The sequence below is a fragment of the Pseudomonas sp. NPDC089734 genome, from assembly GCF_044748865.1.
Taxonomy (GTDB): domain Bacteria; phylum Pseudomonadota; class Gammaproteobacteria; order Pseudomonadales; family Pseudomonadaceae; genus Aquipseudomonas.
In genome coordinates, this window is sequence record NZ_JBIVGV010000009.1 from 169672 (window position 1) to 194345 (window position 24674).

The following is a 24674-nucleotide window of genomic DNA, read 5'->3' on the forward strand; positions in this document are numbered from 1 at the left end:
ATCGTTCTCTCGTCTATCAAAGTCTGGTCAGGGACAGGCCAACCCAGGTTGCGAGCAGCCCGCCGAACACGCTGATACCGGCATAGCCCAGGGCCAGCGGTACCTGCCCGCTTTCCAGCAAGCGCAGCGTATCCAGTGAAAAGGATGAAAAGGTCGTCAGACCGCCTACAAAGCCGACAATCAAGCCGGCACGAACTTCGATGGGCACTTCCGGGCGAATCAGAAACAGGCCATAAAGCACACCAATGATCAGGCACCCGACAAGGTTGACCGCCAGTGTTGCCGTATAAAAATGCTTCGGCCAGTTAGCGCTTACCCAGGTTCCAGCCGCAAAGCGCAATAATGTACCAGCGATACCGGCAACGGACACCGCAAGAATCGTTTGAATCACTACTTTCTCCGTTGAAGAGGGCTTGCGGCATCGAGCGCCGCCAGATGTTTGAGCTTTTCACCGATTTTAAGCTCCAGGCCACGCGGCACTGGCTGGTAATACTGACGCGGTTCCAGCTCTTCAGGAAAGTAGTCTTCGCCCGCTGCATAGGCATCGGGTTCATCGTGGGCATAGCGGTACTCCTCGCCATAACCCAGTTGCTTCATCAGTTTGGTCGGCGCATTGCGCAAATGCAGCGGGACTTCGAGCGAACCGTGCTCGGCGGCTTCGCGCATGGCAGCCTTGAACCCCATGTACACCGCATTGCTCTTGGGTGCACAGGCCAGATAGACGATGGCCTGTGCCACCGCCAGCTCGCCTTCCGGACTGCCCAGACGCTCCTGCACATCCCAGGCGGACATGCACAGCGGCAAGGCGCGCGGATCGGCATTGCCGATGTCCTCGCTGGCCATGCGGACCACGCGACGTGCCAGATACAGCGGATCGCAGCCACCGTCGATCATGCGGGCGAACCAGTAGAGTGCCGCATCCGGATTGGAGCCGCGAATGGACTTGTGCAAGGCGGATATCTGGTCGTAGAACGCCTCGCCCCCCTTGTCGAAGCGACGGCGGCTGTCGCCCAGCAGGCTTTGCAACAGATCGACACTGATCTGCGAGCCATCCTCAGCAAGATCGGAGGCGTTCTCCAGCAGGTTGAGCATGCGGCGACCGTCACCATCGGCAGCAGCCATCAGAATGCCAAAGCTTTCATCGCTCAGGCTCAGGTGACGCGTTCCCAGGCCGCGCTCTTCAGTCAGCGCCCGCTGCACCAGCCTGCGCAACGCCGCTTCATCGAGGCTCTTGAGCACATAGACCCGCGCCCGAGAAAGCAAGGCGTTGTTCAACTCGAACGAAGGGTTTTCCGTCGTGGCGCCAATGAAGATCAGCGTGCCGTCTTCGACATAAGGCAGAAAGGCATCCTGCTGCGACTTGTTGAAGCGATGGACCTCGTCGACAAACAGGATCGTGCGGCGTCCGTACTGGCCAGCCTGCTGCTTCGCCACTTCGACGGCCTGACGAATCTCCTTGACCCCGGCCAGAACGGCCGAAACCGTTTCAAAGTGCGCGTCCGACACCTTGGCCAGCAATCTGGCCAGGGTGGTCTTGCCCACTCCGGGCGGCCCCCAGAAGATCATGGAATGCAGAGCCCCCTGCTCCAGCGCCTCACGCAGGGGCTTGCCGTGAGCGAGCAGGTGCTCCTGACCGACGTACTCGTCCAGATTGGTCGCACGCAAACGTGCAGCCAGTGGCTGAGCTATCGGTTCGCGACTAAACAGATCCATGGTCCGGGGTTAAGCCTTTTTACTCTTGAATGACATCGGCGCCTTTCGGAATCTCGAACTTGAACTTGCTGGCCGCAATCGGCTCGTTCGCCTTGACGCCGGTAAACAGGATATTGGTGCGCTGCCCCACGCTGTCGATCAACTGCATGTCGTTGATGATGCCGTTACGGAAGGACAGGCGCAGGTTGTCGAACAAGGTATCCCTGGTCTTGGGCTTGAGCACGAAGTCGATCACGCCACCGGCCTCCTTGGCGGTGATATCAAAGCTTTCACTGATCTTCGAGACATCGCCGGACAGCAGCAAGGCCGGAGTCTGGGTCAGGCGCTGGTCCAGGGTCTTGATCGTGACCTGTTGCAGATCCGGGTCCCAGAGCGAAACCTTCTTGCCATCGGAGACCATCAACTGCTCTTGCGGTGCATCCGTGTGCCAGTTGAACAGCCCCGGACGCTGCAAGGCCATCTCACCAGAGGTTTCCTGCAATTGCGTACCACTGCCGTCCAGCGTCAGCTGAGAGAAACGGGCAGTCATGGTCTGGGATTTTTCCAGCAACTGGGTCAGTCGTGCCACGTCCTTGCTGTCAGCATGGGCCGGGATCACAGAGAACGTCAGTGCAGTTGCCAACAACATGCGGATAAGACGCATGGGATTCCTCATTGAATTCATGAAGCGCCGATAGCGTGCATCACACGCCACGGGCACTGTTGGGGTTGTACATCAGTCGCGCATCGGGCCTGGCGCAATGACTTCACGCGAACCATTGGTGTTCATGGCCGTGACCACGCCCGCCATTTCCATCGCTTCGATCATTCGGGCTGCACGGTTGTAGCCGATCTTGAGCTTGCGCTGTACCGCTGAAATCGATGCACGACGGCTTTCGAGAACGAACTTGACGGCTTCGTCGTACAAGGCATCGCTTTCACTGTCTTCACCGCCTTCGCCACCACCGCCATCGAAACCGCTGCCGGCCTCTTCAACGCCCGCCAGAATATCGTCGTTGTAGTTCGGCGTGCCACGCATTTTCCAGGCTTCCACGACACGGTGGACTTCCTCGTCGGAAACGAACGCACCGTGCACCCGAATCGGCAGGCTGGTGCCGGGCGGCATGTACAGCATGTCACCATGCCCCAGCAACTGTTCGGCACCGCCCTGATCGATGATGGTCCGCGAGTCGATCTTGCTCGAGACCTGGAACGCCATGCGGGTCGGAATGTTGGCCTTGATAAGCCCCGTGATGACGTCCACCGAAGGGCGCTGGGTCGCCAGAATCAGGTGAATGCCGGCTGCCCGCGCCTTCTGGGCGATACGGGCAATGAGCTCTTCCACCTTCTTGCCGACGATCATCATCATGTCGGCGAACTCGTCGACGACCACAACGATGGTCGGCAGCGTGGTCAGCAACGGCGCTTCGTCATGAATGCTTTCACGACGATACATCGGGTCGGAGATCGGGTTGCCCTCTTCTTCCGCGTCCTTGATCTTGCGGTTGAAACCGGCAAGGTTACGAACCCCCATGGCCGCCATCAGCTTGTAGCGACGCTCCATCTCGGCAACGCTCCAGCGCAGGGCGTTGGCGGCATCCTTCATGTCGGTCACGACCGGGCAAAGCAGGTGCGGAATGCCTTCGTAGATCGACAGCTCAAGCATTTTCGGGTCGATCATGATCAGTTTGGCGTCTTCCGGGCCCGACTTGAACAGGATCGACAGGATCATGGCGTTCACGCCCACGGACTTACCGGAACCGGTGGTACCGGCAACCAGCAGGTGAGGCATTTTCGCCAGGTCGGTAATGACCGGACGCCCGCCGATGTCATGCCCCAGCGCCAGCGTGACCGGCGACTTGGCGTTATCGTATTCGGGCGAAGACAGGACCTCGGAAAACCGCACGATCTGCCGGTCTTCGTTGGGAATCTCGATACCCACGGTCGTCTTGCCGGGAATCACCTCGACCACCCGGACGCTGGTCACGGCCAGGGAGCGGGCAAGGTCCTTGGCGAGGTTGGCAATGCGACTGACCTTCACACCGGCAGCAGGCTGGATTTCATAGCGGGTAATGACCGGCCCCGGATGAATCGAATCAACCGAAACCTCGACACCGAACTCCTTGAGCTTGATTTCCAGCAAATGGCCCACGGCCGCCAGGGATTCAGGCGAATAGTTGAGCTGTTTCTTTTCCGCAGGATCGAGAATCGAAATCGGGGGCAAGGTGCCTTCAATCGCACTGTCGACAAACAGCGGCACCTGCTTCTCTTTCTGCACACGCTTGCTCGTCTCGGGCGCCTTGGCCGGAGCGGGCGCAATGACCGCAGGCACATGTTTTTCGCGCTCGGCCATGTGTCTGGTCAGGGACTCCTCGCGCTCGATAATGCGCTCCCTGGCCTTGACCTGTTCGCGACGTTCGCTCACGACAGGGGCCACCACTTCATCGACGCGCATGTCGACTTCGCGCAACTGCGCAACCATCTGCTTGCGCTCGGTGCGCGCGATCCACCAGCGATTGAGGGCGCTCTGGATAAGCTCGAACAGATCAAGGGTGATCTTGCCCGTCACATCCATGACCTTGAACCACGACAGGTCGGTAAACACCGTCAGGCCAAACAGGAACAGGGCAATGAAGAGCAGTGTGCTGCCCTGGATATTGAGCGCTCTCTTGGCCAGATCGCCCAGCACCTCGCCCAACACCCCTCCCGCCGACCCCGGAAAGCCGGCAGAGAAATGGAAATGAATGTGCGCCAGGGCAGCGCCAGCCAGCACCAGGAATACAAGACCGATCAGCCGCCAGGAGAACAGCCAGCCACTCCATTGCCATGGGTCATGACGCTGGCTGAAGACCTGCCAGGCCTTGATGGCCAGCAACAGCGGAAAGATGTAGGCAAAGTAGCCCAGGACCATGAACAGGATATCGGCGCAGAAGGCACCGGCACGGCCTGCAGCATTCTGGACCTGTGCGGAACTGCTGGTATGACTCCAGCCCGGATCGTTCTGATCGTAGGTCAACAATGCCATCATCAGATACAGGCACAAGGCACCAAAGGCGATCAGAGCACCTTCCTTGAGCCGATAATGCAGTTGCTGCCGCCAGAGCGGAACAGCGCTGGGTGCTGGGGTGGACTTTTTCAAAACGCTTTATTTCCTGCGCTCAAGCGCGAACATCTCGTTGATTGACTATGAACGGCTGCTCTAATGATATCGGCCTGTTCCGGACACAAACGGGCCTTGAAACACCCGCTGGACATATGACTTGAATAATAACGTGCAAAATCGGCATTGTACGGCTTTGTCGCTCCCAAGGTCTGTAGGAAAACCTTACCAGACCTGCTTTTAGCAGACGCTTTAAGCTGTCGCTCGGGGCCTTCAGACCGGATATGAACGCCAACCTTGCCACCGTTGTTCAATTTGAGCATGCATTCTCTTTTGTGACAAAGACTTATGACGTGATTCTATCGATCGGACAGAACATTGAAGGCACTCGGACTGCCACCTATGGGCTGTACTATCGAAACCCAGTACTACACACCATAATGGCGATCGTTTGTGACCGCATTCACGCTATAGAGTTGCACGCCGAGCCCCACACTCCCCTCCCCTCTCACGAAGCCCTGACGCCATGCTGACCTGGTTACAACGCAACAGCCTTGTTTTCCCGCCACTGGACAAAGCCCTGCGCGAACCCAACGGGCTGCTGGCTGCCGGTGGAGACCTGTCCGCCGACAGACTGATCCAGGCCTATCGGCATGGCTGCTTTCCGTGGTTTCAGGACGGTCAGCCTATCCTCTGGTGGTCGCCCGACCCTCGGACGGTACTGGCGCCCAACGAGATTCATATCTCACGCAGCCTGAGCAAGCTCATGCGCCAGGGCCGCTACCGCGTAACCTTCGACCAGGATTTCGCAGCGGTCATCCAGGCCTGCGCCGAACCCCGCAGTTACGCCAACGAAACCTGGATCACTCGTTCGATGCAGGACGCCTACAGGGAACTGCATCGGCGCGGACACGCACACAGTGTCGAAGTGTGGGAACAGGACACGCTGGTGGGCGGGCTCTATGGCCTGGCCATGGGTCAGCTGTTCTTTGGCGAGTCCATGTTCAGCCGTGCCGACAACGCCTCGAAAGTCGGCTTCGCCACGCTGGTAGAGCGCTTGAATGCCTGGGGCTTTGTATTGATCGATTGCCAGATGCCTACCCGACACCTCCATAGCTTCGGTGCCCGCTCAATCCCGCGCCAGAGCTTTGCCGACTACTTGCAACGGCATCTGGACCAGCCAAATAACGCCGACTGGTTGCCTAGGCGAGTTTGACAGGCTGGCATACACTCTTATCTAAAGATTCCGATAACGGGGGCGATCATGACAGAGCTGGCGCGGCTTAAGTTTTATGCCACTCAACCCCACACCTGCAGCTACCTGCCCGAAGAGCAGGCCACCACTCTGTTTCTGGACCCCAGCCAACCCATGGATGTTCAGGTGTATGCAGACCTGTCCGACATGGGCTTTCGACGCAGCGGCGACCATCTTTATCGCCCTCACTGCCAGAATTGCAGCGCCTGCGTACCGGCACGCATCCCGGTCAACCTGTTCATACCGGACAGACAGCAAAAGCGCATCCTCAAACGCAACGCCGATATCCAGGTCCGCAGCACGAAACCGGTCTTCACCGAAGAGTATTTCGACCTCTATCAGCGCTACATCGAGCAGCGACATGCCGACGGTGACATGTTTCCACCCAGTCGCGACCAGTTCTCCACTTTTCTGGTCCGTGACCTGCCTTTTGCGCGATTTTATGAGTTCCGGGAAAACCAGCGACTGCTGGCGGTTGCCGTTACCGATCTGCTGCCCAACGGACTTTCCGCCGTGTACACCTTCTATGAACCCGACGAGGAACGACGCAGCCTGGGGCGCTATGCCATCTTGTGGCAGATTGCAGAAGCCGCCCGCCTCCAGCTTCATGCCGTCTACCTCGGATACTGGATCAAGAACTGCAAAAAGATGAATTACAAGACCCAATATCGACCCATCGAGCTGCTGACCAATCAAAGATGGGTCACTCTGTACTGAAGTCCTTGGCTTGAACGGGTGTTTTCGGGCACAATGCACGCCGCTTTTGCCTGGCGCCACTTGCACCGGGCCACTCATTTGTATACCGAGGGCTTTACTGCATGTCGAAAGAAGACAGCTTCGAAATGGAAGGCACTGTCGTCGACACCCTGCCCAACACCATGTTTCGTGTGGAGTTGGAAAACGGGCACGTCGTAACCGCGCATATCTCCGGCAAGATGCGCAAGAACTACATCCGTATTCTTACCGGTGACAAGGTCCGCGTCGAACTGACGCCTTATGACCTGAGCAAAGGGCGCATCACCTACCGCGCCCGTTAAGCGAGTACTGACAAAAACGCCCGGCAGATGCCGGGCGTTTTTGTTTATCTGCCCGACACCCGTTACCGAGTGCCGGGCAACATTACCCTCAAGCCATTTCGGCCGTGGTCTCGAAATCAAAGGTGATCTCACCATCCTTGATATCGACATGCACCACGCCACCATGCTCGGACAACTCACCGAACAGGATCTCTTCCGCCAACGGACGCTTGATCTTGTCCTGAATGAGTCGAGCCATCGGACGCGCCCCCATTGCCGCATCATAACCACCCTGCGCCAGCCAGCTTCTGGCCGCGTCGGACACCTCAAGCAGTACACGCTTGTCTTCCAGCTGCGCCTGAAGCTCGATAAGGAACTTGTCCACCACGCTCTTGATGACTTCGTGGCTGAGGCGACCGAACTGGATGATGGTGTCCAGGCGGTTGCGGAACTCCGGCGTGAAGCTCTTCTTGATCACTTCCATCGCATCGGACGAATGATCCTGAAGCGTGAACCCGATCGAAGCCCTGGCCGCCGACTCGGCACCCGCGTTCGTCGTCATGATGACGATGACATTACGGAAGTCAGCCTTGCGCCCGTTGTTGTCGGTGAGCGTACCGTGGTCCATGACCTGCAGAAGCAGGTTGAAGACTTCCGGATGCGCCTTCTCGATCTCATCGAGCAGCAATACGCAATGTGGCTGACGGGTAATGGCTTCAGTCAGAAGGCCACCCTGGTCGAAACCGACATAGCCCGGAGGCGCACCGATCAGACGCGAAACGGTGTGACGCTCCATGTACTCAGACATGTCGAAGCGAATCAATTCGACACCCAGAGCCTTGGCCAATTGACGAGCCGCCTCCGTCTTGCCGACCCCGGTCGGGCCTGCAAACAGGAACGAACCGACAGGCTTGTCAGGCGACTTCAAGCCTGCACGGGACAGCTTGATGGCCGTGGACAACGAGTCGATGGCCGCATCCTGACCGAAAACCGTGAGTTTGAGATCGCGCTCCAGATTACGCAGCAGCTCTTTATCGGAGCTGTTGACATGTTTTGGCGGAATACGCGCAATTTTCGCGACGATATCCTCGACCTGAGGCACATCGATACGCTTGACGCGCTGCTCTACCGGCTGCAGGCGTTGGAAAGCTCCGGCCTCGTCGATGACATCAATCGCCTTGTCCGGCATATGCCGATCATTGATATAGCGCGATGCCAGTTCGGCAGCGGCACGCAAGGCCTCATCACTGTACTCGATGCTGTGATGCAGCTCGAAGCGCCCCTTGAGACCTCTGAGAATACCGATCGTGTCTTCGACCGACGGCTCGGAGACGTCGACTTTCTGGAAGCGACGCGCCAGAGCGCGATCCTTCTCGAAAATTCCGCGAAACTCCTGGAAGGTCGTGGAACCGATGCAACGAATATCACCGGAAGACAACAGTGGCTTGAGCAGGTTGGAGGCGTCCATCACCCCACCGGAAGCAGCCCCTGCACCGATGATGGTATGAATTTCATCGATGAACAGGATCGCATGAGGGCGTTTGCGCAATTCATTGAGCAGCGCCTTGAAGCGCTTCTCGAAATCACCCCGGTATTTGGTACCGGCCAGCAAGGCGCCCAGGTCGAGGGAGTAGACGACGCTGCTGGCCAGCAGGTCCGGCACCTGGTTATCGACGATACGTTTGGCCAGGCCTTCGGCAATTGCCGTCTTGCCGACACCCGCCTCACCGACCAGCAGAGGGTTGTTCTTGCGACGACGGGCAAGAATCTGTGCGACACGCTCCACTTCCAGCTCTCGACCGACCAGCGGATCGATACGCCCCTGACGTGCCAGTTCATTCAGGTTACTGGCATAGGCATCCAGAGGATTGCCTGAGGAAGAAGCCTCACCACCCTCGTCGTCCTGCATATCCTGCTCACCTTCAGAAGAGTGTTCGCCGTGCCCCTGGACCTTGGAAATACCATGGGCAATGTAATTGACGACATCAATCCGGGCCACGCTCTGCTGCTTGAGCAGGAAGACGGCCTGGCTTTCCTGCTCACTGAAAATCGCAACCAGCACATTGGCACCGGTCACTTCACGTTTGCCGGAGCTCTGTACATGGAAGACTGCACGTTGCAACACGCGCTGGAACCCGAGCGTCGGCTGGGTTTCGCGATCCTCGTCATGGACGGGGATCAATGGAGTTGTGGAGTCGATGAACTCCTGCAGATCATGCTTGAGTTTATCGAGGTTTGCGCCGCAGGCACGCAAGACAGTGGCTGCAGCCTCATTATCCAATAGAGCCAGCAGGAGGTGTTCGACCGTCATGAACTCATGACGCTTTGAACGCGCTTCCTTGAAGGCAAGATTGAGGGTGACTTCGAGCTCACGGTTTAACATAGCTTCACCTCATACCCAAGTGGCCGGCGTTTAACCGTCCTTCTCGATCTCACAGAGTAGTGGATGCTGACTCTCCCGGGCGTATTGATTGACCTGCATTGCCTTGGTCTCGGCGATATCGCGGGTAAACAATCCACATACTGCCCGCCCCTCTGTATGGACGGCCAGCATGACCTTGGTGGCCAGCTCACGATTCAGGTTGAAAAACACCTCAAGAACTTCAACGACAAAATCCATTGGGGTGTAATCATCGTTAAACAAAACCACCTTGTACATGGGTGGCGCCTGCAGGGCTGGCTTGGCGTCCTGCAACGCAATGCCAGCCGAGTCGTCCTCGTGTGACTGTGGACCATCCTGATTGAATGTTAGTCGAATCTTGCTGATTGCATGCATGGAAAGAAACGTTCGTGTAAAGGGCGAATTGAACGAACCCGGCCGTGGCCGGATCGGTTTTCACATAGACCGCCGCATGACCTTGACTATCAGCTAAACGGTGTTACAAACAATAGAACCCACATTGGGTAAAAAGGGTCCGCGCAGTCAACCAAAATTTTTTCAGGTCAGGCGGATTGAGGTGGATGATACTCCAGACGGAGTCCTTTGCAGAGGGATATGGCTATGCTCAGTGGTAAAGTCAAGTGGTTCAATAATGCAAAAGGCTATGGATTTATCCTTGCCGATGGCCGGGATGAAGACCTGTTCGCCCATTATTCGGCCATACAGATGGACGGCTACAAAACGCTCAAGGCAGGCCAACCGGTTCACTTCGAGATCATTCAAGGCCCCAAGGGACTGCATGCGGTGAATATCTCGACGGCGACCCCAGCCGCCACGGACACTTCAAGTGCAACACAAAAGTCCACTAATGTGCCAGCCTGAGGCAGACCACCACAAACGCCAGCCATAAAAGCCGTAACAACAGTCAGCTCAGGCAACTGAGCTGGCGACTGGCCTGGCAGACACACGATCAAGACATTGCCTTTATTCGGCGATGAATGCAGTGTGCACCCTCCTCAATAATTTGAAGCAATAGGCCACCACTCTGGTCGCCTCCCCCCTCCTTTAATGGCTCAGCGTGCGCACCGATCAAATTCACGCCCCGCCCCATCAGCGCTCAACACCGCGAAAGGCTCGACCTTGAGCCTTTGCGTTCGACCAAGGGCGAATATTCATGATTCGATAGCACGCATAGCATTAATGCTTGGCGCCAATGGTTTGATATACTCGCGACGTGACCGCAGAGTCATTAAGGCCGACCTGTCTGGAATGAGACTTTCAGCCCTTATATATGCGTTGGGAAGCTACGCCCCCGACAGCTTGACGCTCGACTGATGCACCTACCATCACCGCGAATGAACCTCGACCCCGGCCCATGACAGCACTGAATGTGGCCAAGAGTGCATACCCTGCGCGCATCGAGATTTTGTGCATGCTCAGCAAAACAGAGAGTTAATACCAATGTCCAACCGCTCGAAGATCATCTACACCTTCACCGACGAAGCTCCGGCCCTCGCCACCTACTCGCTCCTGCCAATCATCGAAGCTTTCACAGCCTCCTCCGATATTGACGTCGAAACGCGTGATATCTCCCTGGCGGGGCGTGTTCTGTCCAGCTTCCCGGAATCGCTTGGTGCAGATCAGCAAGTACCGGATCATCTCGCCGAGCTGGGCAAACTGGCCACCACGCCAGAAGCCAACATCATCAAGCTGCCGAACATCAGCGCTTCCGTCCCTCAACTGAAGGCGACCATCAAAGAGCTGCAGGATCAGGGCTTCAAGATCCCCGACTACCCGGAAGCACCGTCCACCGACGCCGAAAAAGAAACCCGTGCACGCTACGACAAGGTCAAAGGCAGTGCCGTGAACCCGGTTCTGCGTGAAGGCAACTCCGACCGCCGCGCCCCTCTGTCGGTCAAGAACTACGCTCGCAAGCATCCGCATAAAATGGGTGCCTGGACCGCTGACTCCAAGGCTCACGTTGCTCACATGAGCGGCGGCGACTTCTACGGTAGCGAAAAGGCTGCACTGGTCGAAGCCGACAACAGCGTCAAGATCGAACTGATCGCCAAGGACGGTACCGCAACCGTTCTCAAGGAAAAGACCAGCGTCAAGGCCGGTGAAATCATCGATTGCTCGGTCATGAGCAAAAAGGCCCTGCGCAGCTTCATCTCCGCCGAAATCGAAGACGCCAAGAAACAAGGCGTTCTGTTTTCGGTGCACCTGAAAGCCACCATGATGAAGATCTCCGACCCGATCATGTTCGGTCAGATCGTCGACGAGTTCTACAAGGATGCACTGACCAAGCACGCAGACGTCCTCAAGGAAATCGGCTTCAGCCTGAACAACGGCATCGGCGACCTGTACGACCGCATCGGCTCCCTGCCCGCTGACAAACAGGCCGAGATCAAGGCCGACATTCAAGCGGTCTACGCTACTCGCCCACAACTGGCGATGGTCAACTCCGACAAGGGCATCACCAACCTGCACGTACCGAGCGACGTCATCGTCGACGCCTCGATGCCTGCCATGATCCGTGACTCCGGCAAGATGTGGGGCACCGACGGTCAACTGCACGACGCCAAGGCCGTGATCCCGGATCGCTGCTACGCCACCATCTATCAGGCTGTCATCGAAGACTGCAAGAAGAACGGCGCCTTCGACCCGACTACCATGGGCAGCGTTCCGAACGTCGGCCTGATGGCACAGAAAGCCGAAGAGTACGGTTCTCACGACAAGACGTTCCACATCAAGGCCGATGGCGTGGTCCGTGTGACCGACAGCCAGGGCAAGCTGCTGATGGAACAGAACGTCGAAGCCGGCGATATCTGGCGCATGTGCCAGGCCAAGGACGCACCGATCCAGGACTGGGTCAAACTGGCCGTCAATCGTTCGCGCGCCAGCAACACCCCTGCCATTTTCTGGCTGGACCCGGCCCGCGCCCACGACAGCGTCATGATCGAGAAAGTCCAGAAGTACCTGCGCGACCACGACACCTCGGGCCTGGACATCCAGATCCTGTCGCCGGTCGAAGCCATGAAGCTGACCCTGCAACGCACCCGCGCCGGCAAGGACACCATTTCGGTGACCGGTAACGTACTGCGCGATTACCTGACCGACCTGTTCCCGATCATGGAACTGGGCACCAGCGCCAAGATGCTGTCCATCGTTCCGCTGATGAATGGCGGTGGTTTGTTTGAAACCGGTGCTGGCGGCTCGGCTCCGAAGCACGTTCAGCAGTTCGTCGAAGAGAACTTCCTGCGCTGGGATTCCCTGGGCGAGTTCCTGGCCCTGGCCGCTTCTCTGGAACACCTGGGCAACGCCTACAACAACCCGAAAGCGCTGGTTCTGTCCAAGACTCTGGACCAGGCTACCGGTGAGTTCCTGGATCGCAACAAGTCGCCTTCGCGCAAGGTCGGCAGCATCGACAACCGTGGCAGCCACTTCTACCTGACCCTGTTCTGGGCACAGGCTCTGGCTGCCCAGAACGACGATGCCGCCCTCAAGGCGCAGTTCAGCCCACTGGCCAAGACACTGACCGACAACGAAGAAAAGATCGTTGCCGAGCTCAATGCCGTTCAAGGCAAGCCAGTGGAAATCGGCGGTTACTACTTCGCCAACCCTGAACTGACCAGCAAGGCCATGCGCCCAAGCGCAACCTTGAACGCAGCCATCGCTGCGTTGTAAGAGGCACCGGCGAGACGTCTGACTGCGTCGACCCTGCACAAGCCCCGGCCACGCACCGGGGCTTGTGCATTCAGGGCATACAGAAAGCCGTAACCCCCTGTAATACTCTTGTCTTCTCAACCAACCGAGTCTCAAACCTATGGAATGGCACGCTCACGTTACCGTCGCCACGATCGTCGAAGATCAGGGCCGCTTCCTGTTCGTCGAAGAACTCAAGGGCGGGCAAGCGGTTCTCAACCAGCCTGCCGGCCACCTGGACCCGAACGAAAGCCTGCAACGCGCCGCCGTGCGCGAAACCCTGGAAGAAACCGGCTGGGACGTCGAACTGACCAGCGTGATCGGCATTTATCTGTACACCGCGCCCAGCAACGGCGTGACCTACCAGCGCATCTGCTTTGCCGCCAAAGCGCTTCGCCATCACCCGGATTATCAACTGGATGACGGCATCGTCGGTCCGGTCTGGCTGACCCGCGACGAACTCATGACCCAACAGAACCGCTGGCGCAGCGAGCTGGTTCTGCGCTGTGTCGACGATTATCTGAATGCCGAACACTTCAGTCTCGCCCTGCTACGCGACAAGGCGTGAGACTCGACGCCTTCAGCCTGTTAGAATCGCGTCCTTTTCAAGGCCACCCATTGAATTCCCATGCGTGATCCAGCCCACTGCAACCCAGAAAACAAGCGCGTCATAGTCGGCATGTCCGGCGGCGTGGACTCTTCCGTTTCCGCTGTCCTGCTCCTGGAGCAGGGCTATCAGGTGGAAGGCTTGTTCATGAAGAACTGGGAAGAAGACGACGGAACGGAATACTGCACCGCCCGCGAAGACCTGGCAGACGCCCAGGCCGTGTGCGACAAGATCGGCATCAAGCTGCACACCGCCAACTTCGCCGCCGAGTACTGGGACAACGTCTTTGAACACTTCCTGGAAGAATACAAGGCCGGCCGTACGCCCAACCCGGACATCCTGTGCAACCGGGAAATCAAGTTCAAGGCCTTCCTAGACTACGCGTTGATGCTGGGTGCCGACCTGATCGCCACCGGCCATTATGTGCGCCGTCGCGACATCGACGGTCGCACCGAACTGCTCAAGGGCCTGGACCCGAACAAGGACCAGAGCTATTTCCTGCACGCCGTCGGCGGCGAGCAGATCGCCCGGACGCTGTTTCCGGTTGGCGAGCTGGAAAAGCCCGAAGTACGCGCCATCGCGGAAAAACACGGCCTCGCGACCGCCAAGAAGAAAGACTCCACCGGCATCTGCTTTATCGGTGAGCGTCGCTTCACGGATTTCCTGCGCCAATACCTGCCTGCCCAGCCCGGCGAGATCAAGACCACCGAAGGCGAAGTCATCGGCCGCCACAACGGCCTGATGTACCACACCATCGGCCAGCGACAGGGCCTGGGCATCGGCGGCCTGAAAGATGCGAGCGACGACCCGTGGTATGTCCTGGTCAAGGACCTGGAACACAACGAACTGATCGTCGGCCAGGGCAACGATCATCCCTGGCTGTTCTCCCAGGCACTGATCACTTCGCAGATCTACTGGGTCAATCCGATAGACCTGAGCAGCCCGAAAAAACTGACGGCCAAGGTGCGCTATCGCCAGGGCGACCAGCAGTGCACGCTGGAAAAGACCGCAGAGGGCTATCGCGCCCTGTTCGACGAACCACAACGTGCCGTGACACCCGGTCAGTCCGTGGTGTTCTATGACGGCGAAATCTGCCTGGGAGGCGGCGTGATCGAAGTTGCCGAGCCCTGGAAAAGCAAGGACAAGCGTTGATGACCCCCACTCAGGAGCAACTGATCGCGCTGGGCGGCGTATTCCAGGCCGCCGTACTGGTCGACAGGATCGCCAAGACCGGACAGATCAGCGAAGCCGGATTGAGCTGCATGCTCGGCAGCCTGCTGGTACTGGACCCCAAGGACACGCTGGACGTGTTCGGGGGTGACGACCTGAACCTGCGCGAAGGCTATCGTGCCATGGCCAGCGCTCTGGAGCGCGATCCTGCGACCCTGCAGCGCGAGCCACTGCGCTACGCCCTGTCGATGCTCGGCCTCGAGAGGCAACTGGCCAAACGCGAAGACATGCTGGAAGTGATCGGCAAGCGACTGCCGCAGATCCAGTCCCAGGTGGAACATTTTGGTATCGCTCACGAAAACGTGATCGCCGCCACCGGCGCGCTGTATCAGGACACCCTGAGCACCCTGCGCCAGCGCATCCAGGTGCATGGCGACATGCGTAACCTGCAACAACCCAACAACGCCTCGAAGATTCGCGCCCTGCTGCTGGCCGGCATTCGCTCGGCACGCCTGTGGCGACAAGTTGGCGGCCATCGCTGGCAACTGGTCTTCAGCCGTCGCAAGTTATTGAAAGAACTCTATCCGTTGATGCACGGCTGATCCGTCACGCATCAGCCCCTTTAACCACTTGGCAAGGCGCTATCGACACTGGTCAGTCGGACCCAGTCGAACTGAAATTTCATGTATGATATGCGCCCCTTTTCGTTGCCCGACTGTTCGAGACCACCCCATGCAGCTCTCTTCGCTCACTGCGGTTTCCCCTGTTGATGGCCGCTACGCCGGCAAAACCCAGGCCCTGCGCCCTATTTTCAGCGAGTACGGCCTGATCCGCTTTCGCGTGATGGTTGAAGTCCGCTGGCTCCAGCGCCTGGCAGCTCATCCGCAAGTCACCGAAGTCCCGCCGTTTTCCGCGCAGGCCAATGCCATCCTCAATGCACTGGCTGAAGATTTCTCCGTGGAACACGCCGAGCGCGTCAAAGAAATCGAACGCACCACCAACCACGACGTCAAGGCCGTGGAATACCTGCTCAAGGAACAGGCTGCCAAGCTGCCCGAGCTGGAAAAGGTCAGTGAGTTCATCCACTTTGCCTGCACCAGCGAAGACATCAACAACCTGTCCCACGCCCTGATGCTGCGCGAAGGCCGTGACAACGTAGTGCTGCCGCTGATGCGCCAGATCGCCGACGCCATCCGTGAACTGGCCCAGCGCTTCGCCGATGTGCCGATGCTGTCGCGCACACACGGCCAGCCAGCCTCCCCGACCACGCTGGGCAAGGAACTGGCCAACGTCGTCTACCGCCTGGAGCGTCAGATCGCCCAGGTCGCGGCCGTCCCTCTGCTGGGCAAGATCAACGGTGCCGTAGGCAACTACAATGCTCACCTGTCGGCCTACGCAGACATCGACTGGGAAGCCAACGCACGCGCCTTCATCGAAGACGAACTGGGTCTGGGCTTCAACCCGTACACCACCCAGATCGAACCGCACGACTACATCGCCGAGCTGTTCGACGCCATCGCCCGCTTCAACACCATCCTGATCGACTTCGATCGCGATATCTGGGGCTACATCTCCCTGGGCTACTTCAAGCAGCGCACCATCGCGGGCGAAATCGGCTCGTCGACCATGCCGCACAAGGTCAACCCGATCGACTTCGAGAACTCCGAAGGCAACCTGGGTATCGCCAACGCCCTGTTCCAGCATCTGGCAAGCAAACTGCCGATTTCCCGCTGGCAGCGCGACCTGACCGACTCCACCGTATTGCGCAACCTGGGCGTAGGTTTTGCACACAGCGTCATCGCCTATGAAGCCAGCCTCAAGGGCATCGGCAAGCTCGAGCTGAACGAACAGCGCATCGCTGCCGATCTGGACGCGTGCTGGGAAGTCCTGGCCGAGCCGATCCAGACCGTAATGCGCCGCTACAACATCGAGAATCCGTACGAAAAACTGAAAGAGCTGACGCGCGGCAAGGGCATCAGCCCTGAAGCACTGCAAACTTTCATCGACGGTCTGGAGATGCCGGCCGAGGCCAAGGCCGAGCTGAAAAAGCTCACGCCTGCCAATTACATCGGTAATGCCGTGGCACAAGCCAAGCGCATCTGATCCGTCAAAAACTTTGCACACGCCCGGCTGTGCCGGGCGTTTTCATTTCAAGGGCTTACACATGAATCCTGATATTCCTCTTCAACTTCTGGGCGGCATGAGCGCACGTGTTTTCCTGCGCGATTACTGGCAGAAAAAGCCCCTGCTGATCCGTCAGGCAATGCCGGGCTTTGAAAGCCCGATCGATCCGGACGAACTGGCAGGCCTGGCCCTGGAAGAAGAAGTCGAATCCCGGCTGATCATCGAAAAAGGCGAACGCCCATGGGAACTGCGCCGCGGTCCGTTTGCCGAGGATGAATTCAGCACACTGCCAGAGCGTGAGTGGACCCTGCTGGTTCAGGCTGTGGATCAGTTTGTCCCGGAAGTCGGCGAACTGCTGGAAAACTTCCGTTTTCTGCCAAGCTGGCGCATCGACGACGTCATGATCAGCTACGCAGCCCCCGGCGGTAGCGTCGGGCCACACTACGACAACTACGATGTCTTCCTGCTGCAAGGACACGGCAAGCGCCACTGGCAGATCGGCCAGATGTGCGACTCGGAAAGCCCGCTGCTCCCACATGCAGACCTGCGCATTCTTTCGGACTTCCAGATGACCGAAGAATGGACCCTGGAACCGGGCGACATGCTGTACCTGCCTCCCCGCCTCGCTCACTGCGGCGTGGCGGTGGATGACTGCCTGACCTACTCGGTCGGTTTCCGCGCCCCTAGCGCCGCCGAAGTGCTGACCCACTTCACCGACTTCCTCGGCCAGTTCATTCCCGATGAAGAGCGCTACACCGACGCCGACGTACAGCCGGCCAGCGATCCGCACCAGATCCAGAAAGATGCCCTTGATCGCCTCAAGGCCCTTCTGGCAGAGCACATGGGTGACGAGCGCCTGTTGCTGACCTGGTTTGGCCAGTTCATGACCGAGCCTCGTTACCCGGAACTGGTCGTCGGCCCCGAGCTGGAAGAAGAAGACCTGCTCGACAGCCTGGAGCAAGGTGCGATTCTCATCCGCAACCCAAGTGCCCGCCTGGCCTGGTCCGAAGTGGATGACGATCTGCTACTGTTTGCCAGCGGCCAGAGCCGCCTCTTGCCAGGGCATCTGCGCGAACTGCTCAAGCTGGTTTGCGCAGCCGATTCGTTACACAGCGACAACCTCGGCCAATGGTTGGCCGATGAAGAGGGACGCAATCTGATTTGCGAACTCGTAAAACAAGGAAGCCTGGGATTTGCCGATGAATAAAATCACTGTATCTGTCGCGGACTGGCAGAAAGACAACGCCGACATCCGACGCGTTCGCGAAGCCGTGTTCATTGCCGAGCAATCGGTTCCCCCCGAACTGGAATGGGATTCCGAAGATGCCGATGCCGTGCATTTTCTGGCACGGGAAGGCGACTATGCAGTGGGCACAGCCCGCCTGCTGGCAGACGGTGAAATCGGCCGTCTGTCAGTCCTCAAGGACTGGCGCGGCCTGAAAGCCGGGGAAATGCTGCTGACGGCCGTGATTGCAGAAGCCGAAGCACAGAACCTCAAGCAGCAGAAGCTCAGTGCACAGGTACAGGCCGTCGAGTTCTATCAACGCTTTGGCTTTACCGTGGTCAGCGATGAGTTTCTGGAGGCCGGCCTGCCGCATGTCGACATGGTACGACAAGCCTGATACAGCCTGAGATGTAGGATGTGTTACACACGCACTACATAACATGACGCCCCGCATTCCCTTCCAGGCTGTCTATGCTGGAACGGAGAATGTCGGGGCGTTTTGCTATCTGTCAGCTCAACTTGCCTTACAGATGACCGACAAAGTGGCACACTCACGTTTTACGCGCCCATCGCGGAGACCGGACATGTTTTTACGCCCTTTGCTTGCCTCACTGCTTATCGCATTCAGCACCTGCACGCTGGCCGCGACCGAAATCGTCCCGCTCAACCACCGCACCAGCGCAGATCTCCTGCCCGTCGCCAAATCCTTCCTGGGGACGGACGGCACCGTCAGCGCCTACGGCAATCAACTGATCGTCAATGCAGAGTCGCGCAAGATCGAAGAACTTCGCGCCCTGATCTCTCAACTCGACACCGCTCCCAAGCGATTGCTCATCAGCGTCGATACCAGCGACAACGCTTCTAGGTCCGTCAATGGCGGCAATGGGGCACGAATCATCAGTTACGGTACCTCCAGCCGTGACGGCGGCGTTCAACAGGTTCAGACCAGCGAAGGCACGCCAGCACTCATTCAGGTAGGACAGAGCATTCCCCTGACCACCACCCGCACAGACGCGTACGGCTACCCACAAAGCAATACCGAATACCGGAACGTCACACAGGGCTTCTATGTCACGGCCAGCGTCACCGGCGACACCGTCCACCTGAACATCAGCACCAATCGCGACAGAACCAGTCAGGAACGTCCCGACGCCATCAAGGTCCAGAGCACCGACAGCCAGGTCAGCGGACGCCTGGGCGAATGGATCACACTGGCCGGCTCCAGCGATCAATCCGTGGCAGATCAGCGTGGTATAGCGCAACGCTATTCCACCCAGGGTCGTGACGACATGGTTCTACGTGTCAAGGTCGACAGCCTCGAGTAACCGGCAGCAGTGTCCGGGCCAGCACCCACGGGCCTTTTAGTGACCATGCAGTCGCATTAGACCAAAGATGTAGTGAACACAAAAAAGCACTACAAAACGTTTGACGGGTAAAAACGAGCGAGGCATGATTGCTTCGCTCCCGCTAATCAGAGGCCTTGAAAAAGCCTCAGGATCGCTGCTCTGAGCCTGAGCCGATTCCTGTCGACATTGCCCACAAGGCATTTTGACGAGGTTACGACTGGAACGAAGTTGTCCCGAGGGACGGAAGCGTTAGCGGTTGATCGGCAAGGCTTTTCGGGCAAGGCAAGAAGGCATCCACGAGCCGGATTGCTCACTCGAGCCGCACAACCTCGCCTTCCCCTCTCGAGCACCTCGCTCACCCGTCGCAACACGCCAGACCTTCAACCTCTGAACAGCGAGCAGCCATCTACCGTGCCTTCGATAAACGGGGCGTTTTGGCGGAGCAGGATCTTCCAACCAAAACCTGACAATGAGGTTTATCTCCATGGCACTGACACGCGAACAACAAATAGCGGCTCTCGAGAAAGACTGGGCTGAAAATCCGCGCTGGAAAAACGTGACCCGAACCTATTCTGCTGCTGATGTCGTCCGCCTGCGTGGCTCGGTTCAACCCGAACACACTTTCGCAAGAATGGGCGCCGAAAAGCTGTGGAATCTGGTCACGCAAGGTGCCAGGCCGTCTTTCCGACCGGACAAGGACTTCGTCAACTGCATGGGCGCGCTGACCGGCGGCCAGGCAGTCCAACAGGTGAAGGCTGGCATTCAGGCGATCTACCTCTCGGGCTGGCAGGTGGCCGCCGACAATAACTCCGCCGAATCCATGTACCCCGATCAGTCGCTGTACCCGGTGGACTCTGTGCCGACCGTGGTCAAACGCATCAACAATTCATTCCGTCGCGCCGACCAGATCCAGTGGAAAGCCGGCAAGAACCCGGGCGATGAAGGCTATATCGACTATTTCGCACCGATCGTGGCCGATGCCGAGGCAGGTTTCGGGGGCGTCCTCAACGCCTATGAGCTGATGAAAAACATGATCGAGGCCGGCGCTGCGGGGGTCCACTTCGAGGATCAGCTGGCGTCCGTGAAGAAATGCGGCCATATGGGCGGCAAGGTTCTGGTTCCGACTCAGGAAGCGGTCCAGAAACTGGTAGCGGCTCGTCTGGCAGCGGATGTCGCGGGCGTGCCGACCATCATCCTGGCGCGTACCGACGCCAACGCCGCCGATCTGCTGACCTCGGATTGCGACCCTTACGACAAACCCTTCGTAACAGGCACCCGTACCCCCGAAGGCTTCTACAAGGTACGCGCAGGTCTGGACCAGGCCATTTCCCGAGGGCTGGCCTACGCCCCTTATGCAGACCTGATCTGGTGTGAAACGGCAAAACCGGATCTGGACGAAGCCCGTCGTTTCGCCGAAGCCATCAAGAAGGAATACCCGGACCAGTTGCTGTCGTACAACTGCTCGCCTTCCTTCAACTGGAAGAAGAACCTGGACGACGCCACCATCGCCAAATTCCAGCGCGAGCTATCGGCGATGGGCTACAAACATCAGTTCATTACCCTGGCCGGCATTCACAACATGTGGCACGGCATGTTCAACCTGGCCCACGACTACGCCCGCAACGACATGACCGCCTACGTGAAGCTTCAGGAACAGGAGTTCGCCGATGCAGCCAAGGGCTACACCTTCGTGGCTCATCAGCAGGAAGTGGGCACCGGGTATTTCGACGACATGACCACCGTGATCCAGGGCGGAGTGTCATCGGTAACCGCATTGACCGGTTCCACGGAAGAAGAACAGTTCCACTGATCCTCCATGAGGTCGCTCCAACGAACAAGCCGCCCCAACGGGCGGCTTGTTTTTTCATGTTCGTGCCCCGCGCATTGATCCGGGACAACCTTTGATACGGTTCCAGGTGATACAACTGTAATGTCTTAAGTAAGCAGAACAGGAACACCTCATGGCCCGATCAACTACCGACCGCTCATTCAAATGATATTAATTATCATTCAAATTACCTTTTATTGCTTTTCCCTATTTAGAAAATAATTAATAAAAAACTCGGCAAGGCCCACGCTGCAAGCCTCGTAGCCGTATCCAGACACTCGAAGCGATTAATTCATTAAATAATTTTGATGTAGAAAATTTACTTGCCAAGTATTTGCACATAAAATCACCCCGATGCTCCAGCTGCGACATATCGTCACGGACTCACTCTTTATCAAGCACAGAGACCTTTGCTCTCTATTAAGGACTGCCAGCATGCCCGAATCGACAGGTTTGATTGCCCACAACTGGGGCTTCGCCATTTTCCTTCTGGGTGTTGTCGGTCTTTGCGCCTTCATGCTCGGCGTTTCCAGCCTTCTCGGAAGCAAGGCCTGGGGCCGCAGCAAGAACGAACCTTTCGAGTCCGGCATGTTGCCTACAGGCAGCGCCCGCCTGCGACTCTCTGCAAAATTCTATCTGGTCGCGATGCTCTTCGTGATCTTTGACATTGAAGCCCTCTTTCTCTTTGCCTGGTCTGTGTCCGTCCGCGAAAGCGGCTGGACCGGATTCGTCGAAGCTCTCGTTTTCATAGCAATTCTGTTGGCAGGTCTTGTCTACCTATGGCGGGTTGGAGCGCTGGATTGGGCTCCTGAAGGTCGTCGTAACCGGCAGGCGAAGCTAAAACAATGAGGCTTTGGCAATGCAATACAATCTCACCAGGATCGACCCGGATGCTCCTAACGAGCAGTATCCAATCGGCAAACGGGAGACCGTTTCCGATCCTCTAGAGGATCAGGTCCACAAAAACATCTACATGGGCAAGCTCGAAGACGTGCTGAGCAATGCGGTCAACTGGGGACGTAAAAACTCCCTGTGGCCGTATAACTTCGGCCTTTCGTGCTGCTATGTGGAAATGACCACTGCCTTCACGGCGCCCCACGATATCGCCCGTTTCGGTGCCGAAGTCATCCGGGCATCACCGCGTCAGGCAGACTTCATGGTTGTTGCCGGTACTTGCTTCGTCAAGATGGCACCGATCATCCAGCGTCTCTACGAGCAAATGCTTGAGCCTAAATGGGTCATCTCCATGGGCTCGTGCGCCAACTCCGGTGGCATGTACGACATCTATTCAGTGGTTCAGGGCGTGGACAAGTTCCTTCCTGTGGATGTGTATGTGCCTGGCTGCCCGCCCCGTCCCGAGGCTTTTCTGCAAGGCTTGATGCTGTTGCAGGAATCCATTGGCCAGGAGCGTCGCCCTCTTTCCTGGGTCGTCGGCGATCAAGGCGTATACCGCGCCGAAATGCCGTCGCAAAAGGAACAGCGCCGCGAACAGCGTATTCAGGTCACCAACCTGCGCAGCCCCGACGAAGTCTGATCCATCCCGCTCTTCTTATAAAAAAGACAAGACCCGGGTTGATTCTGTACGTTGACCGAAGTGATTGAGACCTATGACTGCAGACACCGCTCTGTACATCCCGCCTTACAAGGCTGACGACCAAGACGTCGTCGTTGAATTGAACAACCGCTTTGGCGCCGAAGCCTTCACGGCCCAGCCGACCCGTACCGGCATGCCGGTGCTGTGGGTCGCCCGCGCCCACCTGGTCGAGGTGCTGAAGTTTCTGCGCCAGGTAGCCAGGCCCTACTCGATGCTGTACGACCTGCACGGTGTCGACGAGCGCCTGCGCACTCACCGTCGCGGCCTGCCCGACGCTGACTTCACCGTGTTCTACCACCTGCTGTCGGTAGAACGTAACAGCGACGTGATGATCAAGGTCGCCCTGTCCGAAAGCGACTTGAGCCTGCCAAGCGTCACCGGCATCTGGCCTAACGCCAGCTGGTACGAGCGCGAAGTCTGGGACATGTTCGGGATCGATTTCCCGGGCCACCCGCACCTGAGCCGCATCATGATGCCGCCGACCTGGGAAGGTCACCCGCTGCGCAAGGACTTCCCTGCCCGTGCCACCGAGTTCGACCCGTACAGCCTGAACCTGGCCAAGCAGCAACTGGAAGAGGAAGCCGCACGCTTCCGTCCGGAAGACTGGGGCATGAAGCGTTCCGGCCCGAACGAGGACTACATGTTCCTCAACCTCGGCCCGAACCACCCTTCCGCTCACGGTGCGTTCCGCATCATTCTGCAACTGGACGGCGAAGAGATCGTCGACTGCGTTCCGGACATCGGCTACCACCACCGTGGTGCAGAGAAGATGGCCGAGCGTCAGTCCTGGCACAGCTTCATTCCGTACACCGACCGTATCGATTACCTGGGCGGTGTGATGAACAACCTGCCCTACGTGCTCTCGGTCGAGAAGCTGGCAGGCATCAAGGTGCCGGAAAAGGTCGACACCATCCGCATCATGATGGCCGAGTTCTTCCGGATCACCAGTCACCTGCTGTTCCTGGGAACCTACATCCAGGACGTGGGCGCCATGACTCCGGTGTTCTTCACCTTCACCGACCGTCAGCGCGCCTACAAGGTCATCGAAGCCATCACCGGTTTCCGCCTGCACCCGGCCTGGTATCGCATCGGCGGTGTCGCTCACGACCTGCCACGCGGCTGGGAAAAACTGGTCAAGGAATTCGTCGACTGGCTGCCCAAGCGTCTGGACGAGTACACCAAGGCCGCCCTGCAGAACAGCATTCTCAAGGGCCGTACCATCGGTGTTGCCGCCTATAACACCAAAGAGGCCCTGGAATGGGGTGTCACCGGTGCAGGCCTGCGTTCCACCGGCTGTGATTTCGACCTGCGCAAGGCCCGCCCTTACTCCGGCTACGAGAACTTCGAGTTCGAGGTCCCGCTGGCGTCCAATGGCGATGCCTACGACCGCTGCATGGTCCGCGTCGAAGAAATGCGTCAGAGCATCAGGATCATCGACCAGTGCATGCGCAACATGCCGGAAGGCCCGTACAAGGCGGATCACCCGCTGACCACGCCGCCGCCGAAAGAGCGCACCCTGCAGCACATCGAAACCTTGATCACGCACTTCCTGCAGGTTTCGTGGGGCCCGGGGGCACGACCTGCAGGCACTTACCACTTTGCGATTGCCAGACAGCCTCTGGTCTCGGCACT

22 protein-coding genes are annotated in these 24674 nt (G+C 58.2%); 16 read left to right on the forward strand and 6 right to left on the reverse strand.

All coding sequences use genetic code 11. The annotated features are described in order from the left end of the window. Positions 1-16: 16 nt before the first annotated feature. The 4 genes from crcB to ftsK form a co-directional block, all read right to left on the reverse strand. Positions 17-391: a fluoride efflux transporter CrcB gene (gene crcB / locus ACIPY9_RS14120; RefSeq protein ID WP_400702029.1), complete on the reverse strand. Its 375-nt coding sequence runs from the start codon at positions 389-391 to the stop codon at positions 17-19. Beyond that, on the reverse strand, positions 391-1713 hold the full coding sequence (locus ACIPY9_RS14125) for a replication-associated recombination protein A (RefSeq protein WP_400702032.1): 1323 nt from the start codon (positions 1711-1713) through the stop codon (positions 391-393). Before ACIPY9_RS14125 ends, crcB begins: the two co-directional genes overlap by 1 nt. 19 nt (positions 1714-1732) lie before the next feature. Next, positions 1733-2356, reverse strand: a complete 624-nt coding sequence (lolA, locus tag ACIPY9_RS14130) for an outer membrane lipoprotein chaperone LolA (protein ID WP_400702035.1) — start codon at positions 2354-2356, stop codon at positions 1733-1735. Positions 2357-2428: 72 nt separating this feature from the next. Continuing rightward, positions 2429-4831 carry a DNA translocase FtsK gene (gene ftsK / locus ACIPY9_RS14135; RefSeq protein ID WP_400702038.1) on the reverse strand — a complete coding sequence of 801 codons (2403 nt, stop codon included), beginning with the start codon at positions 4829-4831 and terminating at the stop codon, positions 2429-2431. Positions 4832-5318: 487 nt separating this feature from the next. Between ftsK and aat the strand changes: the two genes are divergently transcribed. The 3 genes from aat to infA all read left to right on the forward strand — a co-directional run bounded on the left by aat (position 5319) and on the right by infA (position 7084). Beyond that, positions 5319-6008: a leucyl/phenylalanyl-tRNA--protein transferase gene (aat, locus tag ACIPY9_RS14140; protein WP_400702041.1), complete on the forward strand. Its 690-nt coding sequence runs from the start codon at positions 5319-5321 to the stop codon at positions 6006-6008. Between the two features lie 48 nt (positions 6009-6056). Further along, the gene (locus tag ACIPY9_RS14145) at positions 6057-6764 is read left to right on the forward strand and encodes an arginyltransferase (RefSeq protein ID WP_400702044.1); all 708 of its coding nucleotides are present in this window, start codon (positions 6057-6059) and stop codon (positions 6762-6764) included. Positions 6765-6865: 101 nt separating this feature from the next. Continuing rightward, a complete protein-coding gene (gene infA, locus ACIPY9_RS14150) occupies positions 6866-7084 on the forward strand; it encodes a translation initiation factor IF-1 (RefSeq protein WP_002553999.1) in 219 nt (72 codons plus the stop codon). Between the two features lie 88 nt (positions 7085-7172). On the opposite strand, the gene clpA is transcribed toward infA, so the two are convergent. Together clpA and clpS are read right to left on the reverse strand one after the other, a co-directional pair. Then, positions 7173-9446 (reverse strand): ATP-dependent Clp protease ATP-binding subunit ClpA, encoded by a 2274-nt coding sequence (gene clpA, locus ACIPY9_RS14155; protein ID WP_400702047.1) that lies wholly within the window; start codon positions 9444-9446, stop codon positions 7173-7175. Between the two features lie 30 nt (positions 9447-9476). After that, positions 9477-9839, reverse strand: a complete 363-nt coding sequence (gene clpS, locus ACIPY9_RS14160) for an ATP-dependent Clp protease adapter ClpS (RefSeq protein ID WP_400702050.1) — start codon at positions 9837-9839, stop codon at positions 9477-9479. A gap of 225 nt (positions 9840-10064) precedes the next feature. On the opposite strand from clpS, the gene cspD reads away from it, so the two are divergent. From cspD to nuoC, 13 genes are all read left to right on the forward strand, one after another. Next, entirely contained in the window at positions 10065-10325 is a 261-nt protein-coding gene (gene cspD / locus ACIPY9_RS14165) for a cold shock domain-containing protein CspD (protein WP_400702053.1), read from the forward strand. A gap of 579 nt (positions 10326-10904) precedes the next feature. Next, a complete protein-coding gene (locus ACIPY9_RS14170) occupies positions 10905-13130 on the forward strand; it encodes an NADP-dependent isocitrate dehydrogenase (protein WP_400702056.1) in 2226 nt (741 codons plus the stop codon). A gap of 139 nt (positions 13131-13269) precedes the next feature. Beyond that, entirely contained in the window at positions 13270-13716 is a 447-nt protein-coding gene (locus ACIPY9_RS14175; RefSeq protein WP_400702059.1) for an NUDIX hydrolase, read from the forward strand. Positions 13717-13776: 60 nt separating this feature from the next. After that, on the forward strand, positions 13777-14907 hold the full coding sequence (gene mnmA / locus ACIPY9_RS14180; RefSeq protein WP_400702062.1) for a tRNA 2-thiouridine(34) synthase MnmA: 1131 nt from the start codon (positions 13777-13779) through the stop codon (positions 14905-14907). Next, positions 14907-15527 carry a high frequency lysogenization protein HflD gene (gene hflD / locus ACIPY9_RS14185; RefSeq protein ID WP_400702065.1) on the forward strand — a complete coding sequence of 207 codons (621 nt, stop codon included), beginning with the start codon at positions 14907-14909 and terminating at the stop codon, positions 15525-15527. The genes mnmA and hflD overlap by 1 nt, the downstream gene beginning before the upstream one ends. 130 nt (positions 15528-15657) lie before the next feature. Further along, positions 15658-17028 (forward strand): adenylosuccinate lyase, encoded by a 1371-nt coding sequence (gene purB, locus ACIPY9_RS14190; RefSeq protein WP_400702068.1) that lies wholly within the window; start codon positions 15658-15660, stop codon positions 17026-17028. 61 nt (positions 17029-17089) lie between these two features. Beyond that, positions 17090-18256 carry a JmjC domain-containing protein gene (locus tag ACIPY9_RS14195; protein WP_400702071.1) on the forward strand — a complete coding sequence of 389 codons (1167 nt, stop codon included), beginning with the start codon at positions 17090-17092 and terminating at the stop codon, positions 18254-18256. Then, entirely contained in the window at positions 18249-18671 is a 423-nt protein-coding gene (locus ACIPY9_RS14200; protein WP_400702074.1) for a GNAT family N-acetyltransferase, read from the forward strand. Before ACIPY9_RS14195 ends, ACIPY9_RS14200 begins: the two co-directional genes overlap by 8 nt. 187 nt (positions 18672-18858) lie before the next feature. Continuing rightward, a complete protein-coding gene (locus ACIPY9_RS14205) occupies positions 18859-19599 on the forward strand; it encodes a secretin N-terminal domain-containing protein (RefSeq protein ID WP_400702077.1) in 741 nt (246 codons plus the stop codon). A gap of 505 nt (positions 19600-20104) precedes the next feature. Further along, a complete protein-coding gene (gene aceA / locus ACIPY9_RS14210) occupies positions 20105-21430 on the forward strand; it encodes an isocitrate lyase (RefSeq protein ID WP_400702080.1) in 1326 nt (441 codons plus the stop codon). 453 nt (positions 21431-21883) lie between these two features. Beyond that, positions 21884-22297, forward strand: a complete 414-nt coding sequence (locus ACIPY9_RS14215; protein WP_032627857.1) for an NADH-quinone oxidoreductase subunit A — start codon at positions 21884-21886, stop codon at positions 22295-22297. A gap of 10 nt (positions 22298-22307) precedes the next feature. Continuing rightward, entirely contained in the window at positions 22308-22982 is a 675-nt protein-coding gene (locus ACIPY9_RS14220; RefSeq protein WP_400702083.1) for a NuoB/complex I 20 kDa subunit family protein, read from the forward strand. 73 nt (positions 22983-23055) lie between these two features. Further along, positions 23056-24674, forward strand: a 1619-nt coding sequence (gene nuoC, locus ACIPY9_RS14225; RefSeq protein WP_400702086.1) for an NADH-quinone oxidoreductase subunit C/D, incomplete at its 3' end; no start/stop codon positions are given.

Coding starts and splice junctions, on each gene's coding strand:
- ACIPY9_RS14125 (WP_400702032.1), bottom strand. CDS start 1,713: ATGGATCTGTTTAGTCGCGAACCGATAGCTCAGCCACTGGCTGCACGT.
- aat (WP_400702041.1), top strand. CDS start 5,319: ATGCTGACCTGGTTACAACGCAACAGCCTTGTTTTCCCGCCACTGGAC.
- ACIPY9_RS14200 (WP_400702074.1), top strand. CDS start 18,249: ATGAATAAAATCACTGTATCTGTCGCGGACTGGCAGAAAGACAACGCC.
- aceA (WP_400702080.1), top strand. CDS start 20,105: ATGGCACTGACACGCGAACAACAAATAGCGGCTCTCGAGAAAGACTGG.
- clpA (WP_400702047.1), bottom strand. CDS start 9,446: ATGTTAAACCGTGAGCTCGAAGTCACCCTCAATCTTGCCTTCAAGGAA.
- purB (WP_400702068.1), top strand. CDS start 15,658: ATGCAGCTCTCTTCGCTCACTGCGGTTTCCCCTGTTGATGGCCGCTAC.
- lolA (WP_400702035.1), bottom strand. CDS start 2,356: ATGCGTCTTATCCGCATGTTGTTGGCAACTGCACTGACGTTCTCTGTG.
- ACIPY9_RS14195 (WP_400702071.1), top strand. CDS start 17,090: ATGAATCCTGATATTCCTCTTCAACTTCTGGGCGGCATGAGCGCACGT.
- mnmA (WP_400702062.1), top strand. CDS start 13,777: ATGCGTGATCCAGCCCACTGCAACCCAGAAAACAAGCGCGTCATAGTC.
- infA (WP_002553999.1), top strand. CDS start 6,866: ATGTCGAAAGAAGACAGCTTCGAAATGGAAGGCACTGTCGTCGACACC.
- hflD (WP_400702065.1), top strand. CDS start 14,907: ATGACCCCCACTCAGGAGCAACTGATCGCGCTGGGCGGCGTATTCCAG.
- ACIPY9_RS14205 (WP_400702077.1), top strand. CDS start 18,859: ATGTTTTTACGCCCTTTGCTTGCCTCACTGCTTATCGCATTCAGCACC.
- ACIPY9_RS14170 (WP_400702056.1), top strand. CDS start 10,905: ATGTCCAACCGCTCGAAGATCATCTACACCTTCACCGACGAAGCTCCG.
- ACIPY9_RS14175 (WP_400702059.1), top strand. CDS start 13,270: ATGGAATGGCACGCTCACGTTACCGTCGCCACGATCGTCGAAGATCAG.
- ACIPY9_RS14145 (WP_400702044.1), top strand. CDS start 6,057: ATGACAGAGCTGGCGCGGCTTAAGTTTTATGCCACTCAACCCCACACC.
- clpS (WP_400702050.1), bottom strand. CDS start 9,839: ATGCATGCAATCAGCAAGATTCGACTAACATTCAATCAGGATGGTCCA.
- ACIPY9_RS14215 (WP_032627857.1), top strand. CDS start 21,884: ATGCCCGAATCGACAGGTTTGATTGCCCACAACTGGGGCTTCGCCATT.
- ACIPY9_RS14220 (WP_400702083.1), top strand. CDS start 22,308: ATGCAATACAATCTCACCAGGATCGACCCGGATGCTCCTAACGAGCAG.
- cspD (WP_400702053.1), top strand. CDS start 10,065: ATGCTCAGTGGTAAAGTCAAGTGGTTCAATAATGCAAAAGGCTATGGA.